The sequence below is a fragment of the Flavobacterium zepuense genome (assembly GCF_007097145.1).
Lineage (GTDB): Bacteria > Bacteroidota > Bacteroidia > Flavobacteriales > Flavobacteriaceae > Flavobacterium > Flavobacterium zepuense.
Genome location: NZ_VJVZ01000005.1, coordinates 22973 through 45629, shown reverse-complemented (window position 1 = coordinate 45629; position 22657 = coordinate 22973). Strand labels below are relative to the sequence as shown.

The 22657-nt window shown below is 39.3% G+C and carries 21 protein-coding genes; all 21 read right to left on the bottom strand.

Going from position 1 to position 22657, the window contains the following annotated elements:
• Positions 1 to 36: 36 nt before the first annotated feature.
• On the bottom strand, positions 37 to 582 hold the full coding sequence (locus tag FMM05_RS09000; protein ID WP_143373044.1) for a WcaF family extracellular polysaccharide biosynthesis acetyltransferase: 546 nt from the start codon (positions 580 to 582) through the stop codon (positions 37 to 39).
• Positions 575 to 1750, bottom strand: a complete 1176-nt coding sequence (locus tag FMM05_RS08995) for a glycosyltransferase (protein WP_143373043.1) — start codon at positions 1748 to 1750, stop codon at positions 575 to 577. The genes FMM05_RS09000 and FMM05_RS08995 overlap by 8 nt, the downstream gene beginning before the upstream one ends.
• A 1-nt stretch (position 1751) precedes the next feature.
• Entirely contained in the window at positions 1752 to 2921 is a 1170-nt protein-coding gene (locus FMM05_RS08990; RefSeq protein ID WP_143373042.1) for a glycosyltransferase family 4 protein, read from the bottom strand.
• 7 nt (positions 2922 to 2928) lie between these two features.
• Positions 2929 to 4119, bottom strand: a complete 1191-nt coding sequence (locus FMM05_RS08985; protein ID WP_143373041.1) for a glycosyltransferase family 4 protein — start codon at positions 4117 to 4119, stop codon at positions 2929 to 2931.
• A gap of 29 nt (positions 4120 to 4148) precedes the next feature.
• A complete protein-coding gene (locus FMM05_RS08980) occupies positions 4149 to 5522 on the bottom strand; it encodes a hypothetical protein (protein WP_143373040.1) in 1374 nt (457 codons plus the stop codon).
• A gap of 9 nt (positions 5523 to 5531) precedes the next feature.
• Positions 5532 to 6695, bottom strand: a complete 1164-nt coding sequence (locus FMM05_RS08975; RefSeq protein WP_143373039.1) for a glycosyltransferase family 4 protein — start codon at positions 6693 to 6695, stop codon at positions 5532 to 5534.
• Between the two features lie 12 nt (positions 6696 to 6707).
• Complete coding sequence (locus FMM05_RS08970) at positions 6708 to 7745, bottom strand: glycosyltransferase family 4 protein (protein ID WP_143373038.1); 1038 nt, start codon at positions 7743 to 7745, stop codon at positions 6708 to 6710.
• A 26-nt stretch (positions 7746 to 7771) separates the two neighbouring features.
• Positions 7772 to 8905 (bottom strand): acyltransferase family protein, encoded by a 1134-nt coding sequence (locus FMM05_RS08965; RefSeq protein WP_143373037.1) that lies wholly within the window; start codon positions 8903 to 8905, stop codon positions 7772 to 7774.
• Positions 8906 to 8931: 26 nt separating this feature from the next.
• The gene (locus FMM05_RS08960; RefSeq protein WP_185965542.1) at positions 8932 to 10035 is read right to left on the bottom strand and encodes an acyltransferase family protein; all 1104 of its coding nucleotides are present in this window, start codon (positions 10033 to 10035) and stop codon (positions 8932 to 8934) included.
• A gap of 8 nt (positions 10036 to 10043) precedes the next feature.
• Positions 10044 to 10916, bottom strand: coding sequence for a glycosyltransferase family 2 protein (locus tag FMM05_RS08955; protein WP_143373035.1), 873 nt, complete (start codon positions 10914 to 10916; stop codon positions 10044 to 10046).
• A gap of 10 nt (positions 10917 to 10926) precedes the next feature.
• Complete coding sequence (locus tag FMM05_RS08950) at positions 10927 to 12051, bottom strand: glycosyltransferase family protein (protein WP_143373034.1); 1125 nt, start codon at positions 12049 to 12051, stop codon at positions 10927 to 10929.
• Between the two features lie 3 nt (positions 12052 to 12054).
• On the bottom strand, positions 12055 to 12624 hold the full coding sequence (locus tag FMM05_RS08945) for an acyltransferase (protein ID WP_143373033.1): 570 nt from the start codon (positions 12622 to 12624) through the stop codon (positions 12055 to 12057).
• Between the two features lie 8 nt (positions 12625 to 12632).
• Positions 12633 to 13559 carry a hypothetical protein gene (locus FMM05_RS08940; protein ID WP_143373032.1) on the bottom strand — a complete coding sequence of 309 codons (927 nt, stop codon included), beginning with the start codon at positions 13557 to 13559 and terminating at the stop codon, positions 12633 to 12635.
• Entirely contained in the window at positions 13556 to 14140 is a 585-nt protein-coding gene (locus FMM05_RS08935) for an acyltransferase (protein WP_143373031.1), read from the bottom strand. The genes FMM05_RS08940 and FMM05_RS08935 overlap by 4 nt, the downstream gene beginning before the upstream one ends.
• Complete coding sequence (locus tag FMM05_RS08930; RefSeq protein WP_143373030.1) at positions 14140 to 15441, bottom strand: lipopolysaccharide biosynthesis protein; 1302 nt, start codon at positions 15439 to 15441, stop codon at positions 14140 to 14142. The genes FMM05_RS08935 and FMM05_RS08930 overlap by 1 nt, the downstream gene beginning before the upstream one ends.
• Before the next feature lie 30 nt (positions 15442 to 15471).
• A complete protein-coding gene (gene gmd / locus FMM05_RS08925) occupies positions 15472 to 16575 on the bottom strand; it encodes a GDP-mannose 4,6-dehydratase (protein ID WP_143373029.1) in 1104 nt (367 codons plus the stop codon).
• A gap of 22 nt (positions 16576 to 16597) precedes the next feature.
• Entirely contained in the window at positions 16598 to 17548 is a 951-nt protein-coding gene (locus tag FMM05_RS08920) for a GDP-L-fucose synthase family protein (RefSeq protein WP_143373028.1), read from the bottom strand.
• A 263-nt stretch (positions 17549 to 17811) separates the two neighbouring features.
• A complete protein-coding gene (locus FMM05_RS08915; protein WP_143373027.1) occupies positions 17812 to 19134 on the bottom strand; it encodes a hypothetical protein in 1323 nt (440 codons plus the stop codon).
• A 9-nt stretch (positions 19135 to 19143) separates the two neighbouring features.
• A complete protein-coding gene (locus FMM05_RS08910) occupies positions 19144 to 20625 on the bottom strand; it encodes a polysaccharide biosynthesis protein (RefSeq protein WP_143373026.1) in 1482 nt (493 codons plus the stop codon).
• 56 nt (positions 20626 to 20681) lie between these two features.
• A complete protein-coding gene (locus FMM05_RS08905; protein ID WP_143373025.1) occupies positions 20682 to 21680 on the bottom strand; it encodes a mannose-1-phosphate guanylyltransferase in 999 nt (332 codons plus the stop codon).
• A gap of 109 nt (positions 21681 to 21789) precedes the next feature.
• Positions 21790 to 22653, bottom strand: coding sequence for a glucose-1-phosphate thymidylyltransferase RfbA (gene rfbA / locus FMM05_RS08900; protein WP_143373024.1), 864 nt, complete (start codon positions 22651 to 22653; stop codon positions 21790 to 21792).
• Between the last annotated feature and the right edge of the window lie 4 nt (positions 22654 to 22657).

Genomic DNA, 22657 nt, shown 5'->3' with positions numbered 1-22657 from the left:
AATTTCTTCAGATTTGTATTTAAATAATTTAATCCCTTAATCAACAAGTACCCTGTCTTTTAAAACCTTACAAGGAAAGCCCGCACAAACCGACCAGGCCGGCATATCTTTAGTTACCACAGATCGGGCTCCGATTACACAGCCTTCGTGTATGGTAACACCAGGGTGTATAAAGGCATCGGCTGCCACCCACGCATTATCGCCTATGGTTATAGGCATGGTGTATAAAGGGAAACCATGTTTTGTATAATCATGCGTTCCTGTACATATATAACTGCCCTGCGAGATCACAGCTTTTTTGCCCACTGTAATGAGTCCTTGAGAATATAAATTTACTCCGCTTGCTATACCGCAGTGGTCGTGTAAAATTAAATTCCACGGCGCCCAGATGATAACGCCTGGGTACACATGCACCCCTTTGCCAACCTTTGCACCAAAGCAGCGCAGCAAAAAAGAGCGCCATGCGTGCAATGGCCTTGGCGAAAACCTGAAAAACACAAAATATACAACGCCCCATACAACACGCAACAGCCTGTTTTTTAGCGAGAACGATGCTCCTGTATGTGTATCTGTATTAACCATTTATTTGCTGTTCAAATATAGTTTTTAAATTTAAAGCTGCCTGTTCTATAGAAAAGAACTTTTTATAGGTATTTTGAGCATTTACACCCATAGCCGTTTTTTGATCCGGAGTTAAATTTACCCATTGTTCAAGGCCGGATAAAGCGCCTTCCTGGGTGTCTTTTACAATGATGCCACCCTTTCCGTCTTTAATTTCGCGCCAAATATTAACCTGATCGCTAATAATAACTGCCTTGCCAGCTGCCATAGCCTCTACGACTGCTATCCCGAAGTTTTCCTGATGGCTTGGCAGTATAAATGCCTCGCTGCCATAAAAAGCACCCCATTTAGAGTTGCCTCCTAACATGCCCGGAAAGTAAATATTGTCGCCGGCTGTGGCTTTAAGCTGTTTACCATAATCGGTATCAAGGCCGGGCCCCGCTATGACAAGTGCCGGTATGGTTTTATTATTTTTATATAATGAATTGTAAGCACTTATAAGCAGGTCGACACCTTTTTTAGGATGGATTCGGCTTAAAAAAACTATATACGGCTTATTAGCTACCTGCGGACATTTCTCGTAAAACGCAGTAAGCATTTCCTGAGAAAACGCAACCGGGTTGGGTATACCGTAGCCTACATTTAACTCGGCATTGGGGCTGTAAGGTGTAAAAGGCTGCCTTGCCAGCAACAACTCTTCCTGGCAGGTAAACAACACCCCACTTGACATATTCACAACTTTATTTTCGAACAATTTCCAAAATATCCAGTTCCTGATGGCCTTTACCCTGCGCTCCTTAGCTTTTTGAAAGTAAGGGTCGAGCATGCCGTGCGGCATAACAAACAATTTGGGAAACTTACTGTTATTCTTCTTAAAGGCTTTCCACGCTTTATACGTTCCGTAACTGTTATATAACCATAAGCCGTGTATTATAACCGCATCAAACCGGGCAAAATTTTCTATGAGCCACGGCTGTAAAGCAGCGCAATAGGCATAAGGGCCTTTTGCAGGGCCAATAGCGTGAATGGCGAAACCATCCATACCTAAATAACCGGCATTAGGGCTATCAAAACAAACTACCTCGTTCTCCACGCCAAGCTGCTGCAACGCAGGTATACTGTTGCGTATGCCCTGACAGGGGCCGCCGTGTTCCGGGTTCATAGAAGCTATAACGCGCAGTATCCTCATATTAGTTAGCCCCTGTAATTTGTTTGTATATCGTTTCTATAGTATCTAATGTCTTTTCAGAATCAAACCTTTTGGCATTCTCTATTCCGGCTTTAACCAAAGCCTCTTTTTGAGCCAGGTTATCTAAGACCTGCACTATTTCTGTTGCAGTTTTTGCTGCCCAGGCATCTTGCTTTTCAGTTTCTGCAGGGCATACATCGCACAAAAGCGCTGCATTGCCTGCAACCTCGCTCATTGGGGCATCGTTAGTAGTTACCACAAAGCTGCCACTTGCCATAGCCTCGGCTATTGGCCAGCCAAAACCTTCGGCTAACGACGGAAATATAAATGCCGATGCACCACTGTAGGCTTTTTTAACCAAATCATCTGATGCATCGCTTAATAAATAAATATTTTGCTTTAAAGCAGAGCCTTCCCTCTCGTTAAGCAATTGCTGGTTGGGCTTAGGGCCTATCATTACCAAGGGCAAACCGCTGTATGCAGCATGCCTCGACAAATGATTGTATATTTTTACAACCCCCGGCCTGTTTTTGTACCATTGGTTACCACCAACGTGTAAAAAATATCCACCAGAAACATCCCTGCCAATAGCGTTGCCCACTTCACTTCGGCATACGGCAGAATCCTGAACATTGAAGTTTTGGTTGAGCCCGTTATAAACCACCGTAGAGTATTTAGGTTTTTTATCACCTAAAAATTCATGCAGGTCGTGCTGGGTTTTTTTTGATATCGAAATAAAATTCTCGCCTTTACGATAGCCCGAGCGTATAAACTTTTGATACATCCGTCCGCCAAAGCCGGTCTTATTTTGCGGAATACTCCCCATTGCCGACCGCTGTGCCAAAAAATCATGGCAGTGTATAATGTGCTTTTGTTGGGCCAAATAAGGCACCCACGGGCCAAGGGCATGATCTGTAAATACATAAAGCGTATTTGCAGGCTGCTTTTTAATTCCGCTTTTTATAACAAACGGGAAAACAATATACTGGTCTATGTAGCCCAGCCATTTTTTTAATGAGCCCGGTGCCGGTAAGTTAAAGAACTTAGGCTGCGGCTGCCATATTTCTACCTCATGCCCACGCTCGCGCATGCCGTTAGACAGCCAGTTAGCATACCGCGGCATGCTATTGGAGCCTAAAAACAGGGGATGTGATAAAAATATTATTTTCATTGTCTTGTTATGATTTGTTCCTAACCCTGTCGATCAGGTCGAGTACCACCTGCCCGTGCGAGCGTTGCTGGAATTTAAGTGATATTTCACGCGAATAGGCTCCAAAATCCTGAAGCAGTTTTTTGTCATCCATAAGCTTAACCACTTTGGAAGTCATTTCATCGATATCGCCAAAATTGTATACATAGCCGTTTTTACCTACCTGTACGTCATCTGTTTCCCCATAGCTGCCGCAGCGGCTGCTAAGCACCACCGGGGTACCCATATAAATGGCCTCACTAATGGCTAATGAATGCGGTTCTATTCTTGCCGGGTGCAGGTACAAATCGCTCGCCGCATAGTATTTAGGAAGCTCTAACGGGTCTACAAAGCCCGCAAAATGCACTACATTATCTTTTAATATTTTAGCGTGCTCTTTCATGGCATCCATGGTTTGGCCGGTACCTAAAATAAACACATGGGCTTTTTTTCCTTGCTGTTCCAATTTAGCAAGCAAATCTATAAGGTGCGACTGGTTTTTCCATTCCACAAGCTTACCCACTACCGATATTACAAACATATCATCAGGTATGCCGTACTTAGCCCTTATTTCATTGCGAACCTTTTGTTTATTGGCGTATGCCTCTTTATAAACGTCTATATCTATTGGGTAATGCATCCTTATAAAACGCTTTGGCGATACACCATACGTTTGATAATAGGCTTCGTTAGCGTTACCAACCGTAAAGAAATAATTGATCTTGTTAAAATACCACCTCAGGTAAACCAGTTTAGCAAGATTTTTCCAAAGTGGCCTTTCCTGCCTATTTTCGGCATCGGTTATATAGGCGATAGGTACATTATTTTTGTTAGCCCATTTATGCCCCCTCCTCTGAAATTTCTGAAAATACCCATAGGATATAATCGCATCAGGTTTAAAGGCTTCAAGTTCGGCCTCAAGCGTAGGGGCATCAAGTTCTGCGCTGGATGGCAACACTTGGTCGCCATTAAGAAAAACGTGGTCAAATTCTTCAAGCCTTAGGTTATTCCATGATATTTCCTGCCCAAAGTTTTTGTCCATGTATTTTTTATAACCCAGCATAGAAGCAAAAAACAGCTTAACTTTTACATTAGGCATTTTAGAAAAGCTTATATACTGCGGACAAAAATGCTGTATGGGATGCGATACCACAATAGCAAGGTTAAATTCTTTTACCATATTTTAGAAATTGGGTTTAAACGTTAGTACTATACCTTAATATTCTGGATGTTTTTATCGTAATTATATAATGCAACAAAACATCCAATAGATAACCACCACCAAATTGCGATAGGGGGCTGTCTGGAGAGCGCTCCATATAAACCTATAACGGTGATATACCCTAATAAAAAAGACAAGGCAATTATATTATTAGTTTCCCGGGCCTGCCTCCACAAGCCAATGCATCTTATAATTACCCAGATGCGCATTCCGAACCAAATTAAAACCAGGTACATGCCACCTTCCCATGCAGTAGAATCAATTTCACTTTCAGTACTTATACCCTGTAAACGCACAGACATTGCGTAGGAACTAATTCTTTCGGCACCGTTACTCATAACCCCCAAACCATTGCCAAATAAAAAAGGGATCATATCCTGTTCGGCAATCCATACGGTCCATCCAAACATATCTTTTAAAATCCTTCCTTCTACCTCTTCTGTATGCGTTTCGTCTTTTTTATCTTCAGATCTAAGGTCGTATACTTTAAAAAATTCAGGTTTTGCAATACGTAGCGCTGTAAGGCTTAACCCCATTACCGCCATTAGTATTAAACCTCTTGTAATTATTTTTTGGGGCGCCTTGATTACTGCAAATACAAATCCTAAAAAAAGCACGAGGCCGCAACCAAGTACCGCGGTTCTTCCTCCTGTTATAAAAGCTCCTACAGCAAGACACACACTTATAACCAACGGTAGTAAGGGAGCTATTTTTTTTATAATTATGTTATCGCGTTTTATTGGTAAACAAAAACTTACCGCTAAAATAACACACACCACATTTAAAAACCACGAATATTGCCCGGTGAACGAAAAAGTAGAACTAACCCTTAATAAACCACCTGCAGAAAAAGCCTCTAAAGATTGCCCATCTACACTTTGATTTAGCCAGTGATTAGCCGGCAATGAATTTTGCAAAACCGCTACTAAAGTGGTAGGGATTATAGTTAGAGAGAAAAAGAAAAAGAACTTTTTAAACCTTTCAATTTTAGAAGGAACAAATGCCAATGGTACAAGCAATGCCAATATCATGTACAATAAATACTGTTTTAACGCAAACAGCACTAACGAAGGATCATAAAAATTAGTTACAATAAGGGGTGGCAGGAAAACAAAAAAGAAAATCTTACGCAGGTTAAAAAACGGATTACGTTGCACATTAGGTTTTGCAAAAGCCTTTGTAATAAAATATAGTCCGGTTATACAAAATATATCCTTTAAAAAGAAGATAAGTAAACCTACCGCAGAAGGCAGCAATTTTCGTATTAATCCTTCAAAAACCATTGTAAAAACCAAGGCATAAAGAAGCCTTTCGACATTTAGTCGAAATTTCTCCTCTAAAACAATCTTGTTTCTAAACATTTATCATTCTTATTGGTTTACAATACGCCTTAACGTAGTACATAATAAATTACCGGTTTCATCCCAGCCATTTAATGTCTTAGCTTTATTTATTGCATTGTCCTTTATTGTCCTGTAAAGTTCCTTATTCTCTGCAAGATTCGTTAATTTGTTTGAAATAGCTTTACTATCCCTTATGGGAACGATAAAGCCGTCTTTGCCGTCTTCAATTATATCAGTAGCTCCTGTATTTTCGGTAGCTATTATTGGTAAGCCGTAAGACATAGCCTCTCCAAGTACCAATGCAAGCCCCTCCTCAATAGATGGAAGGCAAAATACATCCGCACTCTTATAAGCCTTTTCAAGCTCATCGCCTTTTAAAGTTCCGGTGAACGTAGCCCCTTCAGGGATAATTATACCCTCCAGGCCGGTAACTTTGGCTTTTGGCCCTACAATCACCAACTTTTTATTGGGATGGTTAAACTCGTTAAATGCCTCAATTAAATACCTAAGTCCCTTTCTGACAGAAACACTGCCCACATACAAAATTGTAAACTCAGCATCGGCATTAGCTTCTTTTATACCAAGAGCGGCCTCAGCAGGTAACTGGTTAAACCCAAAAGGCACTTTTAAGAGTTTATCTTCCGGAAAGCCATATTCCAAAAAGCTTTTCTTTACAAATTCTGATGGCAGCAAAATATAGTCTGCCAATTCATATTCCTGTATACGTCTTTTCTTTTCTTCAACGTTAAAAGGTGTCCAAGGCAGGTTGTAGTTAAGATGTTCTTCTTTTAACAGCCTTTCCTGATAATCTACATGACTATTTACCGCTTCGGCAACTGTGATAACTTTTTTGCCTTTGCTTTTTTTACAACTGTATAATCCGCTGCCATTGTAAAACACAAATACATCGGCATCTTTTAAATAACGGCTGCTAACCCTGTCCTGCTCCTTTTTAGCCCAATAAGCCAAGGCATCCGACATGAATTTTGGCGCACCAAATTTTAACGATGCCAAATATATATTTTGTAAAATATCAGCCCTTACAAGCTTATTGCCAATTTCAGGAAAAGGCGCACGCGGACTAAACCTGGAAAATCCGGATACAAATTTATATAGCATGCCCTCTTTATGTAATGCCGAAGCATACCTATAATGATGGCCCCTGTTTGGCGCTGTGTAAACAACTTTCATTTATTTAAATTATTAAGGCTTCAGAGCCTGTTGTATCAGGTTAAAATATTTTTGAGCAACAATCTCGGTACTGTGACTATGCAAATGTGCCGGAGCCTCTTTTTTTAAACGCTCTTCAAAATTTTTGTCCTGTATTAGATTAAGTATGCTCTTATCTAAATCTGCCTGATCTTTTCGTTTGAACACTACCCCTGCCTTACCTACTGCATCGGGCAGCCCGCCGCCATCAGATACCACCGGAATACAACCGCATGCCATACCCTCCAGGGCAACTATTCCAAAAGGCTCTTCCCACATTGACGGTATAAGTAGATACTTATGATTGTTTAAGGCATCTACAAGGTCATTGCCGGTAAGCATGCCCGCAAAAGTAACATTATCTAAAAGGCCAAGGCTTACAACCTGCTCGTTTAATTTGTCAAAATCCGCCCCCTGCCCTATTATAGTAAGGTTAATATCTAAATCCAGTAAAGCATTTTGTACTTTAAGCCTCTTTAGGTCTGCTATAGCATCTATGGCCATATTTGCGCCTTTATCAGACACCAGCCTCCCTAAAAACACGAAACTTTTTTTGCTGTCTTCGTCTTTATTCTTATTTACAAACAACTTATCGTTATAAGCATTTTCTATAACGACAGCCTGGGGCCAACATTTATTTTTAATCGCGTTACTTACGGCTATTACACTTTTAGCACGGGCCAACCATTTGAATTTGGCAGTTGCCTGTAACGATTTTTTACCGTCTTCGCCTATCCAGGTATTTAACGCTATTACTAACGGCTTTTTAATGAATAAATTAAGCCATGACATCCTTAATACAGGGCTGTTTTCAAAAACCACATCTGCCCATTTGTGCTGCTTAACCAACTCTTTAATATCCGGATTTCTTATAACTGTAAAAGGAAATTTTTTATCGCCTTCTTCTTTAGTCCATGTAACCAGATGAACATTAGCTCCTAAACCTGTAAATGCATTGGCTAAAAATTCAGAATTAGCTTCCGTACCGCCTACATCGGGATAAAACTTATGAGACAAAAACAGTATATTCATAATATTCGTTATCGGTTCAGTTCCCGTTACAGATTAAATAATTTTCTGGTATAGCTATTGCCATTTAATATACTCCTTAACTTGAACAGCATTGACCCAAACAAAGAATTCCACACATGCCTTGTTCTGTTAAGGAAAAAACCAAAGATAGAACATAAACAAAAAACAATAATACTGGCTTGTAAAAACTGGCTAAAATTGTTTTCCTGATAGTTAACCACCGATTTGTATAAAAATAAAAAGGGCATGTGCAACACATAAATAGGGAAAGTAAGATCGGCTATTTCCCTAAATACTTTTAATTTACCCGGGCTGATATATGAAACCTGTGAAGTACCATTTGGTAACAGCCATAACATTATAGCTATAAAAATGCCCAGTATATAATCTGTAACAAACTGCCCTGCCCAAAATAATGGATACGAACCTAATGTTGATGGGTATGGCGATACATGGCCTATTAAATAAAATGAAATTATAAGGCACGCCAGTATTAATAGCCATGACATATTTGATGATATATTAGGTCTTGGCAGTTTGTAAGACAATACTCCGGCCAGCCAAATAGGCATCATGATTAGAATTTTAGGCCCCACAAATAAACAGACAAGTAAAATTAACACAATAGATTTCCAGCCTGATGACCTGTAAAACCACAACCCAAATATAACGTAATACCAAAACTCAAAGGTAAGCGACCATAATGGACCGTTTATAGGTGGACCAGCCGAGAAAAACCAAATTTCGTTTAGATATCCTAATGTAAGCAGGTATCTTGGGAATGATCCGCCCCTTGAAAATTCAGCAAAATCTGCAGGCGAGATGTAAAGTATTAAAACTTCTACAATAGCTGTAATAATTAGCCCGGGTATTAATATAGAGTAAAGCCTACTAAGCCGTGCCTGTGCATATTGCAATGCACCCCTGTTTTTTTGTATTGTTGTAAACGAAATAACAAAACCCGAAAGTACAAAAAACACAACAACGGCAGCGTGTGCATAATCTCCGGGTTCATTAGCATCAACAACATCGCCCGGATACCATTTTGCATAGGCATGAAGCAAAAATACAGACATAGCTGCAAACAACCGCAGTATATCTAAAAAGATACTGGTCGTACCGGAAATATTACGTTCAGATTTTATGTTAGTGTTGTGCATACTAAATTGTTAATTGATCATGTGTTTTACGTTGCCCATTTAATGTAAAACCTCTCCCTGCTTAACACCCATTTAAACAGCGCTATCCATTTGCTACGTGTATTTTCCATAAAGTGCCCTATGAAAATGCTTATAAAAAAAACACTTATCATAGCTACGCACATTTGCATATTATTATACAGCTCCCTCGGCCAAACTAACCGGAATAAAACCAGTAGCGGCGCGTGCAAAACATATAATGGGAACGTTAAATCGGCAAAATTTCTAAAACCGGTCATCAGTTTGCCCGACTTTATATCTTTTTTATCTTTTACAGAGTTTGGTAACATCCATAATGCTGCAGCCACAAAAATTCCAACTATAAAATCGGTAACAAACTGGCTTGCAAAAAATAATGGGGGTACACCAAGCTTAAATGGCATTTGCGGCAAATTGTAAGCAAGAACAATACTAACAGCAATAAAGGCTAATGTAAATATCCAGGATAACGAAATGTTGCTTAACGGGTTCTTTAACCTATAGGCCAGGTTACCTAACAGCCAGATGGGCATCATTATTAAAATCTTTGGCCCGGCAATTAAAAGAGCGACGATGAAAAAGATGATATATTTTGGATTTTTAGATTTAAAGAAGAAAAAACCAAAAATTACATAGTACCAAAATTCAAAAGAGAGCGACCACAAAGGGCCATTTATAGGTGGCGATGCCGATAAGAACCACACCTCATTAGAAAAAACAGACGATAAAAAATATCGTATAACCGATTGATCTTTAAGGTACATTTCTAAACCTGTTGCTCCAAAAAACCGAACGCATAACTCTATAATTGCTGTGATTATTAATGCCGGAAATACTACCGAGTAAAGTTTACTAAGTCTTGCCTGAGCATATTGCCTTGGACCACGATTACTGGCGGTGGTTGTGTGTGCAATTACATAGCCCGATAAAACAAAAAATACCACAACGGCTGCATGTCCCCAGTCTAAATTAATGTAATCATATCCTTGGGGCGTATGCCACTGATCATGCGCATGCCCATAAAAGACCACTAATGAAGCAGTTACCCGCAATAAATCAAGAAAGAAACTGCTTGCGCCTGCTATGTTCCTTGATGTTTTTGAAAAAGGCATATGCATTATTATATTTTACCGGATAAAAACAATTTTATTAGTTGCGACCTTGAATAGGATTTGTCTTTCCTTATTTCGGCGGGATATTTTATAAACCCGGCGGTATTTACTAAAAGATATTCGGCCAGCAACCTTGATACCACAAGGGTGTTTATTAGTCCTGCGGCGGGATATTTATTAAACTTTTTAAGGAGTTTTATCCTGTTTTTATAAAAACGTATTACCCTGTTTGCCACTTTTTGCGGTGTGCCACTGCCTTTATGAAATGCCTTAACAGGCACCACACCCATTTTCCAGCCTTTTCTTATGGCGGCCATACATATATCATGGTCCAGTTCCAGCCAGTCGTAATTTACGTCAAAACCGCCCGTTTGCTCAATAACCTCTTTTCTTAAGATCATTGCACAGGTATACAGCGTAATGTTCTTAGGGTTTTTGTTAAAAACCTTTTGGTAATGTGTGTGTAATTGCTGTCCTAATATTACGCTCATGGCATCGGGTTCCGGCTCGAAAGACACGGCTGGTTTACCTTCGGCATTCTGAGTTTGGTAAACCGCAATACCCACCTGAGGGTTTTCTTCAAAATATTTTTTCGTTTCCTTAATATAGTTCTCTAAAGGCCATGCATCAGAGTCAAATATAATAACAAGATCGGTATATAATGCTGCCAAGCCAGTATTAAGGCTCTTAATTAAGCCGGAATTTTGCTGGTTACGAATAAGCGTAACTTCCTTAAAAGTATTTGTAAATTCCTGCGTTGAACAATCGTCTACTACAACAAACTTATCAATTGTATCATCGGCATATTTAAGGCAATTGCTAATACACTGAGACGAAAGGTCCCAGGTATTATAATTTGTAGTTAAAATTCCAACTGTCATATTTACATTTTTAAGAAAACAATTCACTATATAATTCACATGAGCCTGCCACACTATATTTGTTAGCAAAGCTTTTATCCTGACCTAAAAATTCGTCAAGGTTAAAACTTTCGTCAAACTCCTTGATCTCTGGTATTACCCTCTTATCAGCCTCAAAACTCTTTTTCAATAATATTACCGGGCAGCTGTTATTAAGCAGGGCTGCAATACTGCCGCTTTTTTCATACAGCACTTTTGGATAGTTAGAAAGCCCTACATCGGCATACCATAAATAGTCTGCCACATCCTGCTCGCTCCATTCTCCCAGTACAAAACATTTAAGGCCGGTTGCAGCCTTAACAGCTTCCATGTCCTGCTCTATTCCTCCGCTACGCCCTATATGGGTAACTACCAATTGTTTATTTAACTGGCTCTTTATATTTGCTGCCAGTACTTTTAAATTACCTGCCAGGTCTTTATGGCTGTGAAAGCCACCAAAGAAAACGCCCAACACATATTTATCCTTATCATCAATTTCTGCAGGCAATGTATTTAAAACCGCCTGTCCTGATGCGTTACCTACCGGCATGTTGCTGAAAACCGGAATACGCGTTGCTTTAATGCCCCTTTTAACAAAACAATTTTTATAATAATCGTTTGTTGTGGTAACATGCACAGCGTTAGTAATTTTTATCAGCTTAAAAGCTATACGGCGTTGTACAAAACCAATGATCTTATCTTTTAACGTACTTTCAGACGATTCTCCCTGCCATATTTCATGAAACACAATTTGTGTTCTGGCCTTTAACCGCAACGCCTTTATACTATTCACAAATTTTGCCGGCAATCCTTTTGGGTGAAACGCATAAGGCACATAGTGCAGGCTTAGCCAGTCAGGATTAAACCCGTCTAAATAACCCTGTATCTTGTTCATCCTGTGCTCCCAGGAATCACTTCCGGATAACCTGTATACTTTGATAGTGGAAGAACCTTCTGTAATCTCTTCTTCACAATCTGCTTCTAACTGCCTCTCATTACAGGAAACTAATACTACCTGATAGTTTTTTTTAGTCAGCTCAGCAACCAGCCTGCGGTTGTAGTCGCCTACACCATCTTTGCCGGGCTGTAACGAACTGCACAAAAACATAACTTTCATATACTATCTCTCCCCTATTTTCTTAGCCGGTATACCCGCCCAAATTTCGTTTGCTGCAATAGATTTTGTTACAACAGCTCCGGCAGCAACTACGGCGCCATCACCAATTGTAATACCCTTCAATACAGTAACATTAACGCCTAACCAAACATTGTTGCCTATTACAATGGCATCTTCGGTTGATTTTTGTTCCCTCATAAGACTGCCTTGGGCCGTACCATGATTATGATCTATAAACTTGCAACCCGATGCTATAAGGCAGTCGTTACCTATAGTTATCTTCTTTGTTATATTAAATTCGCAACCAAAGCCTACAAAAGCATTGTTGCCTATTATGATAGACGGGCCTTGTTTCCATATACCATCATAATGAAAATATATGTTATGTTCAAGCCTGCAATTATCGCCTATGGCAACCTGATGCGGCCATGTATATTGCATTTTAGGTATACCCGTTGACTTTCCAATCTTCATACCGCAAAGCTGCAACCAGCTTTTCCTGCAATAAGAAATAAATTTATTGACAAAGCGAACCCTTAATACAAATATTGATTTTTGTAATGTCTTTTTCATACGTATAGTTATAAACGCCTGTAAAAGCGGGCTAAAAGCCTGTAGAACTTAATAGTTTTAAGCTTAAAGCTTACGTAAGCATCACCATACGGTTTTATTTCGCCGGAGTTTACAACCTCCCAAAAAGCAACATCCGAAGCTCTTGGAGGATTACCGTTAAAAAAGTCGCTTAAAAATTTACGCGACCATGGCTTAGGCCCCAACGGATGTACCATTAATGGTAAACCATACTGAAAGCCCATAGCCTCCGGGCCTATTATTGATATTTGGCATTGTGTTACCATTGCCGCAAGATTAAACGCGTCCTGGTTTGCACTTAATACAACGCTTGTCCTGTCGTTTACCCTAAACTTTGTTAAGTCGCCGGCAATTTCCTTTAAAATCATAAAACAGTCATCCCATTCGGTAACAAACTGCTTTGTATCCTTTGTCCAGCCTAAAAATCCACTGTTAATGTACCTGTCAAGATCATTAGTAATGGTATAGCCTTTATCCTTTAATATTTTTTTCCACTGAAGGCGTATAGGATGTGTAATACCCATATCGTTATTTACATCCTCGCAAAGTGCTACTCCCTGCCTAACCCACTCTCCAAAAAAGCTCATTCGGTTAATAACCACGATATCAGAATCAAAGAAAATATATTCATCGGCACCCGGCTCCAACACATCGGTTAAATGCTTAAACCACTTTGGCTTTTCGTGCACCATATGTAAATTTCCCTGAACCTCTACAAAATCAATCTCAAAGCCATTTTTAAGTGTAAAGCTTTTACCGTTCTTTGATGCCGAAAGTTGTGGCAGCCAGTTTGGCAGCGCACCCCTGTAGCCTACAACAATTTTGTTTCCGTAAGTACCATTTTGTACCATAGAGTTTACAAGTGCAGCTACACCATAAAAATAATCCTTCTCTGCCAGTGTGGTAAAAACTATCATGCTAACTTTCTTGATTTAATTTTTTTTGCAGGTATACCGCCCCATATTTCATAATCCGGTATACTCTTATTTACAACTGCGCCTGCAGCAACTACTACACCCTTACCTATGGTTACACCACCTAATATCACCGTTCCAGATCCTATCCACACATCATCCATTACGGTAATGCTGTCATACCTGCAAGGTTGCGCTTTCATAGGGATATCAAGGTCTTCAAAACCATGATTAGCATCACTAAAAACACACAAAGGCGCTATCATACAATCGTTGCCGATTTTAAAATTCGTACCCACATTTATTTGGGTAGAATGCCCTATAAAGGTGTTAGTACCAATTTCTATCGACGCCTGTTTCCATGGGCCACCTACCCTAAGCCTAACGTAGTCTTCTATCTTGCATTTAGCACCAATACTTATTTGCTCTGCACCCTGTATGAGTACTTTGCCAATATCGGCATATGCTCCAATCGTTGCGCCTAATGCCTTTAACTTAGCAATACGCAGTTTTTGCGCAAGTTTATAGTTTATAGCTACTATTCTATAAAGAAAACGTGTAAGTAAACTCCTATTAGCTTTCATTATTTTGAATAATAAATTTTATAGTAAAAATTAAAAATATGGATGGCTATTGGATAAGTGTTGATAAAAATATTAAAATACAATATACCCTCCAGCTCTTTTATATTAAATAAAACACAACCTAATATTACAAAAAGTATATTACCTACAATTATTAGCCAGGGACTTGTAGGCTTGCCCCTTGATGATGAAAGGCCAAAAAACAAACCGCTCATCATGCTTAAACATGAAGCTGTAATTGTTAAAACCAACTCTTTATCAAGCCCTTTGTATTGATCTCCCAAAATCCATAAAAACTGTTCTGAGAAAAGGTAAAAAAACCCTATTACTCCAACGCTTATTGCTGTAACCATAAATGTTACCGACACAAAAAACTTTAATAACTTGCCTTTATTTTCTTCCAGCCTTGCAAATCGTGGTATTAACAGCATACCGAACATCAGGGTAAACAAACTCAAAAGCATCGAAAATCTTCCAAGAGCCCCAATGCTTGCTACAGAATCTGTAGAGCCGAATAGTGATATAAGCCACACCGAGATTTGACCCGATATACAAAAGTAAATAGACCCCGGTAAGATTCTCTTTACAACTGCCAGTATCTCTTTTCGCATGGCAGGATCTGTTTCTGTTGCAGGCTCTATAAATCCGGAAGCTATCTTTTTAAGCTCAAAATTACCAAATATCCTGGGTATCCCATTTGCCAATAGCGCAACAGCCGTAAACGGAAAGAAAAATACACTGGAAATGCTTAAGCCAAGGCGCAGTACATTTACCACCACCTGGTTTTTTTGCAAAGGCTTTAAATTTTGATGCAACTTAGGCACTACCTGTAATAACGAATCTGACAACGCTGCGAAAAATGCCGGTATTAACGTTACAATAATTATTGCTATTTCCCACCATTTAGCATCCTGCCTTGCCAGCAAATAGCCCAGTATAGGCAATGTTATAAGCAAACTAAAGACAGCAAATTGCTTGCGCAGGCTAAAACCTGTTGCGAGCACTTTTCCTAACATTACCTTATCTTTCCAAACTTTGCCCCCTAATGCCATTACTCCCGACGATATACCACCATCTGAAAGCACCGTCATGGTAGCGAGCATTGCATTTGCTATAGTATAAAGGGCATACTCTCTTGTAGGTAAAAACCTGGTTAAAAACACGCCGGTTAACAAGCCGGTTAGCTGCACTATTAATTGCGCGCCTCCTGTTATACTAAGCAGCTTAGTCCATTGTACAGCCTTAGCATAATGCTTATGGCCTTTGATTTTAGAATAATTACTTTTAACGAAGCTTTGCACTATAAAAATGTATCTTACTTGTTTAAGGTATTAAACCGTCCAGCTTGGGTTAGTTGTCTTTTTTAATACTTCCACATCGCTTGCCACCATTTCTTTTACTAAAGCAGCTAAGTCATACTGAGGCTCCCAGCCTAACTGAGTTTTAGATTTTGTAGGATCGCCTATTAACAGGTCTACTTCAGTTGGCCTGTAATATATAGGGTCTACTTTTACCACTACCCTACCAATCTCTAATTGATAGTCGGGGTTATTGCAGGCTTTTACCTTAGCAATTTCTTCTTCATTTTCACCCACAAATTCAAGCTCAATGCCAAGTTCTGCAAAAGACAATCTTACGAAATCGCGTATGTAAGTAGTAACACCCGTTGCAATTACATAATCTTCTGCAACATCCTGCTGAAGTATCCTCCACATTGCCTCTACATAATCTTTAGCATGGCCCCAGTCTCTTTGAGAATTAAGGTTACCAAGGTACAGGCATTCCTGTTTACCTAAAGCAATAGCAGCTGTAGCCATTGTAATTTTACGCGTAACAAAGGTTTCACCCCTTCTTGGCGACTCATGGTTAAAAAGAATACCGTTACAAGCATACATATCATAGGCTTCGCGGTAGTTTTTAGTGATCCAGAAACCGTATATTTTTGCTACTCCGTAAGGAGAGCGAGGGTAAAATGGTGAATTTTCATCATAAAAACCCTTTTCATTTTTATTTTCTGCAAGGCCTCCATAAAGCTCTGATGTAGAAGCCTGGTAAATCCTTGTTTTCTTTTCAAGGCCTAAAATACGAACAGCCTCTAATATCCTTAGAGTTCCTATACCGTCAACATTTGCAACATACTCCGGAGAATCAAACGAAACCTTAACATGCGACATAGCACCCAGGTTATAAATTTCATCGGGCTGAACTTCCTGAATTATCCTTATCAGGTTAGTAGAATCAGTTAAGTCGCCATAATGCAATTTAAAATTTACATGGCTTTCGTGCTGGTCTACATACAAATGGTCTATCCTTTGGGTATTAAAAGAAGACGACCTTCTTTTAATTCCGTGAACGCTATAACCTTTTTCTAATAAAAGTTCTGCCAAGTAAGACCCGTCCTGCCCTGTAACTCCTGTAATTAAAGCTGTTTTCATATGTTAACTTTCCGTGTTGCTGTTATATGGTTATTTTTTTAAGGCTGTCTATATTCTCTAAAAACCAATCGTAGGTTTTTTGTATCCCTGCTTCCAGGTTTACTTTGTGTTTCCAGCCCAGATCGTGCATTTTAGAAACATCCATCAGTTTACGTGGTGTACCATCCGGCTTGGTGCTGTCCCAAATGATCTCTCCTGTATGGCCTGTAATTTTTTGTATCGTTTCGGCAAGGTGCTTAATGGTTAAGTCTTCGCCTGTACCTATGTTATAAAGATATTCCGGCAATGTATTTTCTAAAGCGAATATCACACCTTCTGCCATATCATCTACAAACAAAAACTCCCTCATCGGGGTACCGCTGCCCCAAAGGGTAACGGGGGTGTTGCCGTTTTCTTTAGCCTCATGAAACTTGCGTATCATGGCCGGTAAAACGTGCGATGTATTTAGGTCGAAATTATCGTGCGTACCATAAAGATTAGTAGGCATTAGGCTTACATAATCTTTACTGAATTGTTTTCTTATTGCCTGACAGGCTTTAACACCGGTAATCTTAGCCACGGCATACCACTCGTTGGTAGGCTCTAAAGTATCGGTAAGTAAATACTCTTCCTTTAAAGGCTGCGGGGCAAATTTAGGGTAGATACAAGAGCTGCCAAGAAAAATAAATTTATCAATGTTATTTTTAAGTGAAGCATCTATCAGGTTGTTTTGTATCAGCATGTTTTCCATTAAAAACTGATACGGGTAATCGTTATTGGCCAATATACCACCCACACGGGCAGCGGCATCTATAATAATATCCGGTTTTTCGGTAGCCATAAAATCCAGTACTGCCTGTTGATTTTTTAAATCCAGCTCTTTACTTGATTTTCCAATTAAATTGGTATAGCCCTTACTTTGTAAAATTCTCCAAATTGCACTACCTACCATTCCATTATGCCCGGCAATGTATATTTTGGCATCTTTTTGCATCTTAACTTTAAATTACGAATTAAACAAATCCTGACAAAAGTAAGCTAAATTTATAACAATTTCTAAGGCACAATCCTTTTTACTGAATTTACATCTGATTGATAAATTAGGCTTACCTAAACCTATTTTTTTTCTGCATTTAATAATTATAATTCACTAAAATTAGCAATCAATCAATATTAAACAAGTCAAAAACAGTTAACATAAAATTAACACAATCATCTATTAATTAAGTATTTAAACGATAAATACGCACTAAAACGTTATACTTTTGATGTTTTGTATTTTCCTACAAAATAATGAATTAAAATAAATGCAATTGCAATAACTGGTATGAGCCTGATAAATTCTGCAATACGCAAACTACTAAAATTAAAGTCGAAAATTACCATAACATATAAAAATTGCAGAGCTGCATTTTTTGGGTCGGCCAGCATAAATCTATACACCAGAGAGAACACCATTCCCTGTAAAAAAAAGAAGATAATTATACCCGGAAGCAGTAAGTTAGCGTAAGCTAAACCAAAATTTTCTGTAGGCCATGAGGTTTTAGTAAGTTCACTACGAGGCATGGGTGGCTCAAAATGTTTCATAAATTCTATAATGCTGCCAAAGTACACCCCCTGGTCTATTTGCGGAAGTTGTTTTTTATCGGCCTTAGTAAACGGTACAACGACCGGGGCGAAAAAACCTTTAAAGTACCAGGCGTTTTCGGAATTAAAGTAATTAGCAGCAAAAATATCTATATAGGTATATGATGTGCTGTAAACTACCTTTCTGGCACGGGCGTTAGCCGCGAGGCTCTGGTTGATACTTTTATCAGATCCGCTGCTTTCCCTTAAAACCGGAATTATAAACAGGTAAAATAATAGTGATGCCAATAATACCCCGCCCATAGCAATGGTTTTTCGGTTAAACTTTAGATGCCCTATGGTATAATGCAATGCCACCAAAAAGGTTATCACGAACAGTACTGCGCTTTTCCTTGCCCCGAAGCTGGAGAAAATAATAATTGTTACAATGGCAAACAGCAACAGTATGATTTTATCTGCAATGCGGTTTTTGAGTTTTATACACAGCAGCAACAATAAACAAGATATTACCATAAACGGCAGCAATATGAGCACATACTGGCCGCTTTGCAGTTCTATACGCTGGCTCATGTGATGCAATAGGTAACCAAGCCCCCCTATCCTGTTTAGGAATACAGCATAAGCCCCAAACCCAATGCCAAAAAATGCAAATGCCAGTATTTTAGCATTTAAATAATTATAAGTGCCCGACCGCGGACTTACCAATGGCTTCCTGGCCTTAAAAAGTATCATCCCGGCACAAAGGCTGATAAAGGCAACCGTTTGTATAAGGGTATATTTTAAGAAGGCATCATCTAACCGTACATTACATACCAGCAATATATTTTTTACAAACGACCCACGGTTAAATGCAATAAAGAGTATGAAGGGCAAATTTGTGAGCGCAAATTTTATAGCTACAAATTTAAGGGGCGAAAACAGTTCGCTTTTCCCTGCAAGTTTATAAGCAAAAAAGTACAGCAGTAAAAACCAAAAGAAACATAAAAATATCATGCTGCCGGTTTAAGGTTTAGTAAGGTTATCTGTATAGCCAATAATAGCGCCTGGTGTAAATTTATAACTTATTAGTATTAAAATATTCAAAAACAAGAATAACCAATAATTTAGGAAAAGCATGTACAGCGATAATGAAATGCAAAACAGCACCACAGGCGTTAAAAATCGTATAATGACCAACACCGGTAATTGCGCCTTAAAGGCATTCCTGATTATTGCCAGCATGTAAATAAGGCTTAGCACCTCGCCTATTAGTATTGCAAGGCCCAGCCCTTCGGAATAATAAGCATAACCAAAAGCTATAAGGCAGGCAACAGTTAATGAAGACCGTATTACATTATAAATAAAGATCTGCTTGGAATAATTAGTCTTTTTAAAGAACTCGTTGATTATCATTCCAAAATTCTGAATAGAAACCGCCATGATAAGGTAGCACACAATACTAAGGTTAAACTCCAGCTTATCGCCCGTCCATTTTGTGTAGATATACGGCAGCAAGGGTAAAACAATCGTAACGCCTGCAATGATAACGAAGCCGGATATCTTCCAAAAAGACACCATACGGCTGATAATATACCCGGGGTTGGCCAGCGAAAAGTGTTTCTGGATATCGGGCATTAGCGGGATTACGGCCGCATTAGACACCCTGAAAACCGAATTTGATATTACCCTACTGGTGGTAAATACCGGCAGTATAGAAGTTGCAAATAAATTGGGTATTAGCAGGTTTATGCCATTTTCGTTTACTTTCTCTACAAGGAAACTGCACGTTAGCAAAAATGATTTTTTTACTACCCACCAGGATTTCTGTACGCTTAGCCCGTTAAAAAAAGGAATAACAAAAGGCACATTTGCTTTTACATACAATAGTGTAAAAACACTAAAAAGCAGGTTAGATGCAAAGATAGACGCGCAGGTAATAAATATGCTCTTAGTAATGTAAATGGCTGCTACAGTAACGGCAAAGTCAAACAGTTCACCTATGGTTTGGTACTTTATGGTGGTCTTAATTTTACCTAAAGGCTCAAAAATGCGCAGCAGGAATAAGTTATTGTATTGAAAAATAACCTTGCCCAACACTAACAACAGCAGGCTGTACTGCCCATTATTGCTTATTATATAATCTACCGAAAATGTAGATAGTGCCGAAAGCAGAAAAGGCACAGCCATAACTGCGCCTAATAGTAACTGAATGATTATATATATGTAATTAGCGCCCTGCGCAACTATAAGTTCATCTTTAATATCACCATTTTTGTGGTAACCAAGATTTATTAAGTTGGAAGAATAATGCAGCTGGCCCAGATTTACAGCACGTATCATTAAAACTATGGAGGATAGTAAAATCCAGAAAGCATAGTTATTGCTGCCCACAGCATGTATAAATGCCGGAACCAATAATATTTGCCTTACAAAGCTTATACCTATTGAGTAGCCACCCCACTTAACCGAATTGAAGTAGCCACGGTCAACCTTTAGTTGTAACAATTAATGACTATAGTGTTTGTTAGTGCCCGGCTTTTATACCGCAATGCTAAACAAGCTTAGTTAAGCAAATCAGAGTTGGCTTTTTCCAGCTGGCCGTATACATTTTTAACTTCCTGAGAATGCTCTTTGTGCAAAATCAGGTTAGCATTGTGCGTATGTACAAAAATAGTATTTTCTAAGCCAAGAAACGCAGTATAATTATCTGTACCTATAACCATGTTGCCAAACTCATCTACCTGGTGGCCCATTTTCTTTAAGTAATCGTAAACAGAGTCAAAAGAACCAAGATCGGACCACCTGAAAATAGCCGGTACCACTTTGATTTTTTTGCTTCGCTCCATTACCGCATAGTCAATACTTATAGAAGGGATATCCATAGAAAGAGCTTCATCAAGCCTGCCATTGTTAGCGTTTTGCCATGCAATAAGCGATTTTTCGTACACCGCAGGCTGGTATTCTTTTAATTCTTCCAGCAATACGCTTGCCTTAAAGCAAAACATACCACTGTTCCATAAAAACGTGCCACGGTCTATAAATTCCTGTGCCGTTACCTGGTTAGGTTTTTCCCTAAACGATACTACCTCATCGCCTTTGTGCTCTATGTAACCATAGCCTGTCTCCGGCTTGGTTGGGTGTACACCAAAGGTTACAATAAAGTTTTGGCCTGCCTTTTCAACAGCCTCTTCAATAGCCTGCTTATAAGCTTCCGGATTTTCTATAATATGGTCAGATGGTGTAATGATCAAAATATCTTCCGGGTCTGATGCAAATGCTGCAAAAGCAATTGCGGCAGCGGTGTTCCTAGGTACAGCCTCTACCACATCAAGATACTCAACATTACATTTCTCTAAAACTTCCCTGCTTAAATGGCAATTATCCTTGCTACCCACTACAATTACATTATCGGCAAAGGTATCGTTCCTGTCTACGGTCATTTCAAAAAGGGATTTCCCCCCAAAAATAGGCAGGTACTGTTTTGGCCTGCTTTTTCTTGATAATGGCCATAAACGGCTTCCAACACCTCCGGTTAATATAACGTGAGTAACTTTGCTCATTTTAATTTAGTTTTTTAGTAGTATTATCTTGTAAATTTTAACAGCCGCAAGGTATTAATTTATCGCTTAGCTGTAAAAATTTTAGTATTAATTTAATGTTTTTACAACATTAGGTATTAATAAGCGAAAGCAGTTTTACACCATAGCCACTTTTTAACAACGGCTCGCATAAATTCCTGAATTCCGACTCATTAATATAGCCCATTTCATAAGCAACGCCTTCTATAGCGCCTATTTTAAGGCCCTGGCGCTCCTCTATAACCTCTACGAACTGTGAGGCCTGCATAAGGCTCTGAAACGTGCCTGTATCCAGCCATGCGGTGCCACGATCCAGGATGCTTACCTTTAGTTTTCCTTTTTCAAGGTAAAACTTGTTTACATCGGTAATTTCCAGTTCGCCCCTATGGCTTGGCTTAATGTTTTTGGCAATTTCCACCACATTATTGTCGTAAAAATAAATGCCCGGTACTGCATAATTAGATTTTGGCTTCTCCGGCTTCTCTTCAATAGAAACTGCTTTGCCATCGGCATCAAACTCCACTACACCATAACGTTCAGGGTCGTGCACGTGGTAGGCATAAATAACGCCACCCTCAGGGTCATTGTTAGATTGCAGCAGTTTTGCAAGGCCGGAACCGTAAAAGATATTATCGCCCAGTATAAGCGCCACTTTATCGTTACCAATAAAATCAGCCCCAATTACAAAAGCTTCGGCAAGGCCATTGGGCAGCGCCTGAACGGCGTACTCAAAACGGCAGCCGTATTTTTTACCATCGCCCAAAAGGTCGCGAAACAGCGGAAGGTCTTTTGGTGTGGAGATGATCAGAATCTCGCGTATGCCTGCCATCATTAAGGTAGACAACGGGTAATAGATCATGGGCTTATCGTAAATGGGCATTAACTGCTTGCTTACAGACAACGTTAACGGATGAAGCCTGGTTCCTGAACCTCCGGCCAAAATTATTCCTTTCATTACT

Excerpts from the sequence above, each read along its gene's own strand:
- FMM05_RS09000 (WP_143373044.1), bottom strand. The coding sequence starts at position 582 with ATGGTTAATACAGATACACATACAGGAGCATCGTTCTCGCTAAAAAAC.
- FMM05_RS08995 (WP_143373043.1), bottom strand. The coding sequence starts at position 1,750 with ATGAGGATACTGCGCGTTATAGCTTCTATGAACCCGGAACACGGCGGC.
- FMM05_RS08990 (WP_143373042.1), bottom strand. The coding sequence starts at position 2,921 with ATGAAAATAATATTTTTATCACATCCCCTGTTTTTAGGCTCCAATAGC.
- FMM05_RS08985 (WP_143373041.1), bottom strand. The coding sequence starts at position 4,119 with ATGGTAAAAGAATTTAACCTTGCTATTGTGGTATCGCATCCCATACAG.
- FMM05_RS08980 (WP_143373040.1), bottom strand. The coding sequence starts at position 5,522 with ATGTTTAGAAACAAGATTGTTTTAGAGGAGAAATTTCGACTAAATGTC.
- FMM05_RS08975 (WP_143373039.1), bottom strand. The coding sequence starts at position 6,695 with ATGAAAGTTGTTTACACAGCGCCAAACAGGGGCCATCATTATAGGTAT.
- FMM05_RS08970 (WP_143373038.1), bottom strand. The coding sequence starts at position 7,745 with ATGAATATACTGTTTTTGTCTCATAAGTTTTATCCCGATGTAGGCGGT.
- FMM05_RS08965 (WP_143373037.1), bottom strand. The coding sequence starts at position 8,905 with ATGCACAACACTAACATAAAATCTGAACGTAATATTTCCGGTACGACC.
- FMM05_RS08960 (WP_185965542.1), bottom strand. The coding sequence starts at position 10,035 with ATGCCTTTTTCAAAAACATCAAGGAACATAGCAGGCGCAAGCAGTTTC.
- FMM05_RS08955 (WP_143373035.1), bottom strand. The coding sequence starts at position 10,916 with ATGACAGTTGGAATTTTAACTACAAATTATAATACCTGGGACCTTTCG.
- FMM05_RS08950 (WP_143373034.1), bottom strand. The coding sequence starts at position 12,051 with ATGAAAGTTATGTTTTTGTGCAGTTCGTTACAGCCCGGCAAAGATGGT.
- FMM05_RS08945 (WP_143373033.1), bottom strand. The coding sequence starts at position 12,624 with ATGAAAAAGACATTACAAAAATCAATATTTGTATTAAGGGTTCGCTTT.
- FMM05_RS08940 (WP_143373032.1), bottom strand. The coding sequence starts at position 13,559 with ATGATAGTTTTTACCACACTGGCAGAGAAGGATTATTTTTATGGTGTA.
- FMM05_RS08935 (WP_143373031.1), bottom strand. The coding sequence starts at position 14,140 with ATGAAAGCTAATAGGAGTTTACTTACACGTTTTCTTTATAGAATAGTA.
- gmd (WP_143373029.1), bottom strand. The coding sequence starts at position 16,575 with ATGAAAACAGCTTTAATTACAGGAGTTACAGGGCAGGACGGGTCTTAC.
- FMM05_RS08920 (WP_143373028.1), bottom strand. The coding sequence starts at position 17,548 with ATGCAAAAAGATGCCAAAATATACATTGCCGGGCATAATGGAATGGTA.
- FMM05_RS08915 (WP_143373027.1), bottom strand. The coding sequence starts at position 19,134 with ATGATATTTTTATGTTTCTTTTGGTTTTTACTGCTGTACTTTTTTGCT.
- FMM05_RS08905 (WP_143373025.1), bottom strand. The coding sequence starts at position 21,680 with ATGAGCAAAGTTACTCACGTTATATTAACCGGAGGTGTTGGAAGCCGT.
- rfbA (WP_143373024.1), bottom strand. The coding sequence starts at position 22,653 with ATGAAAGGAATAATTTTGGCCGGAGGTTCAGGAACCAGGCTTCATCCG.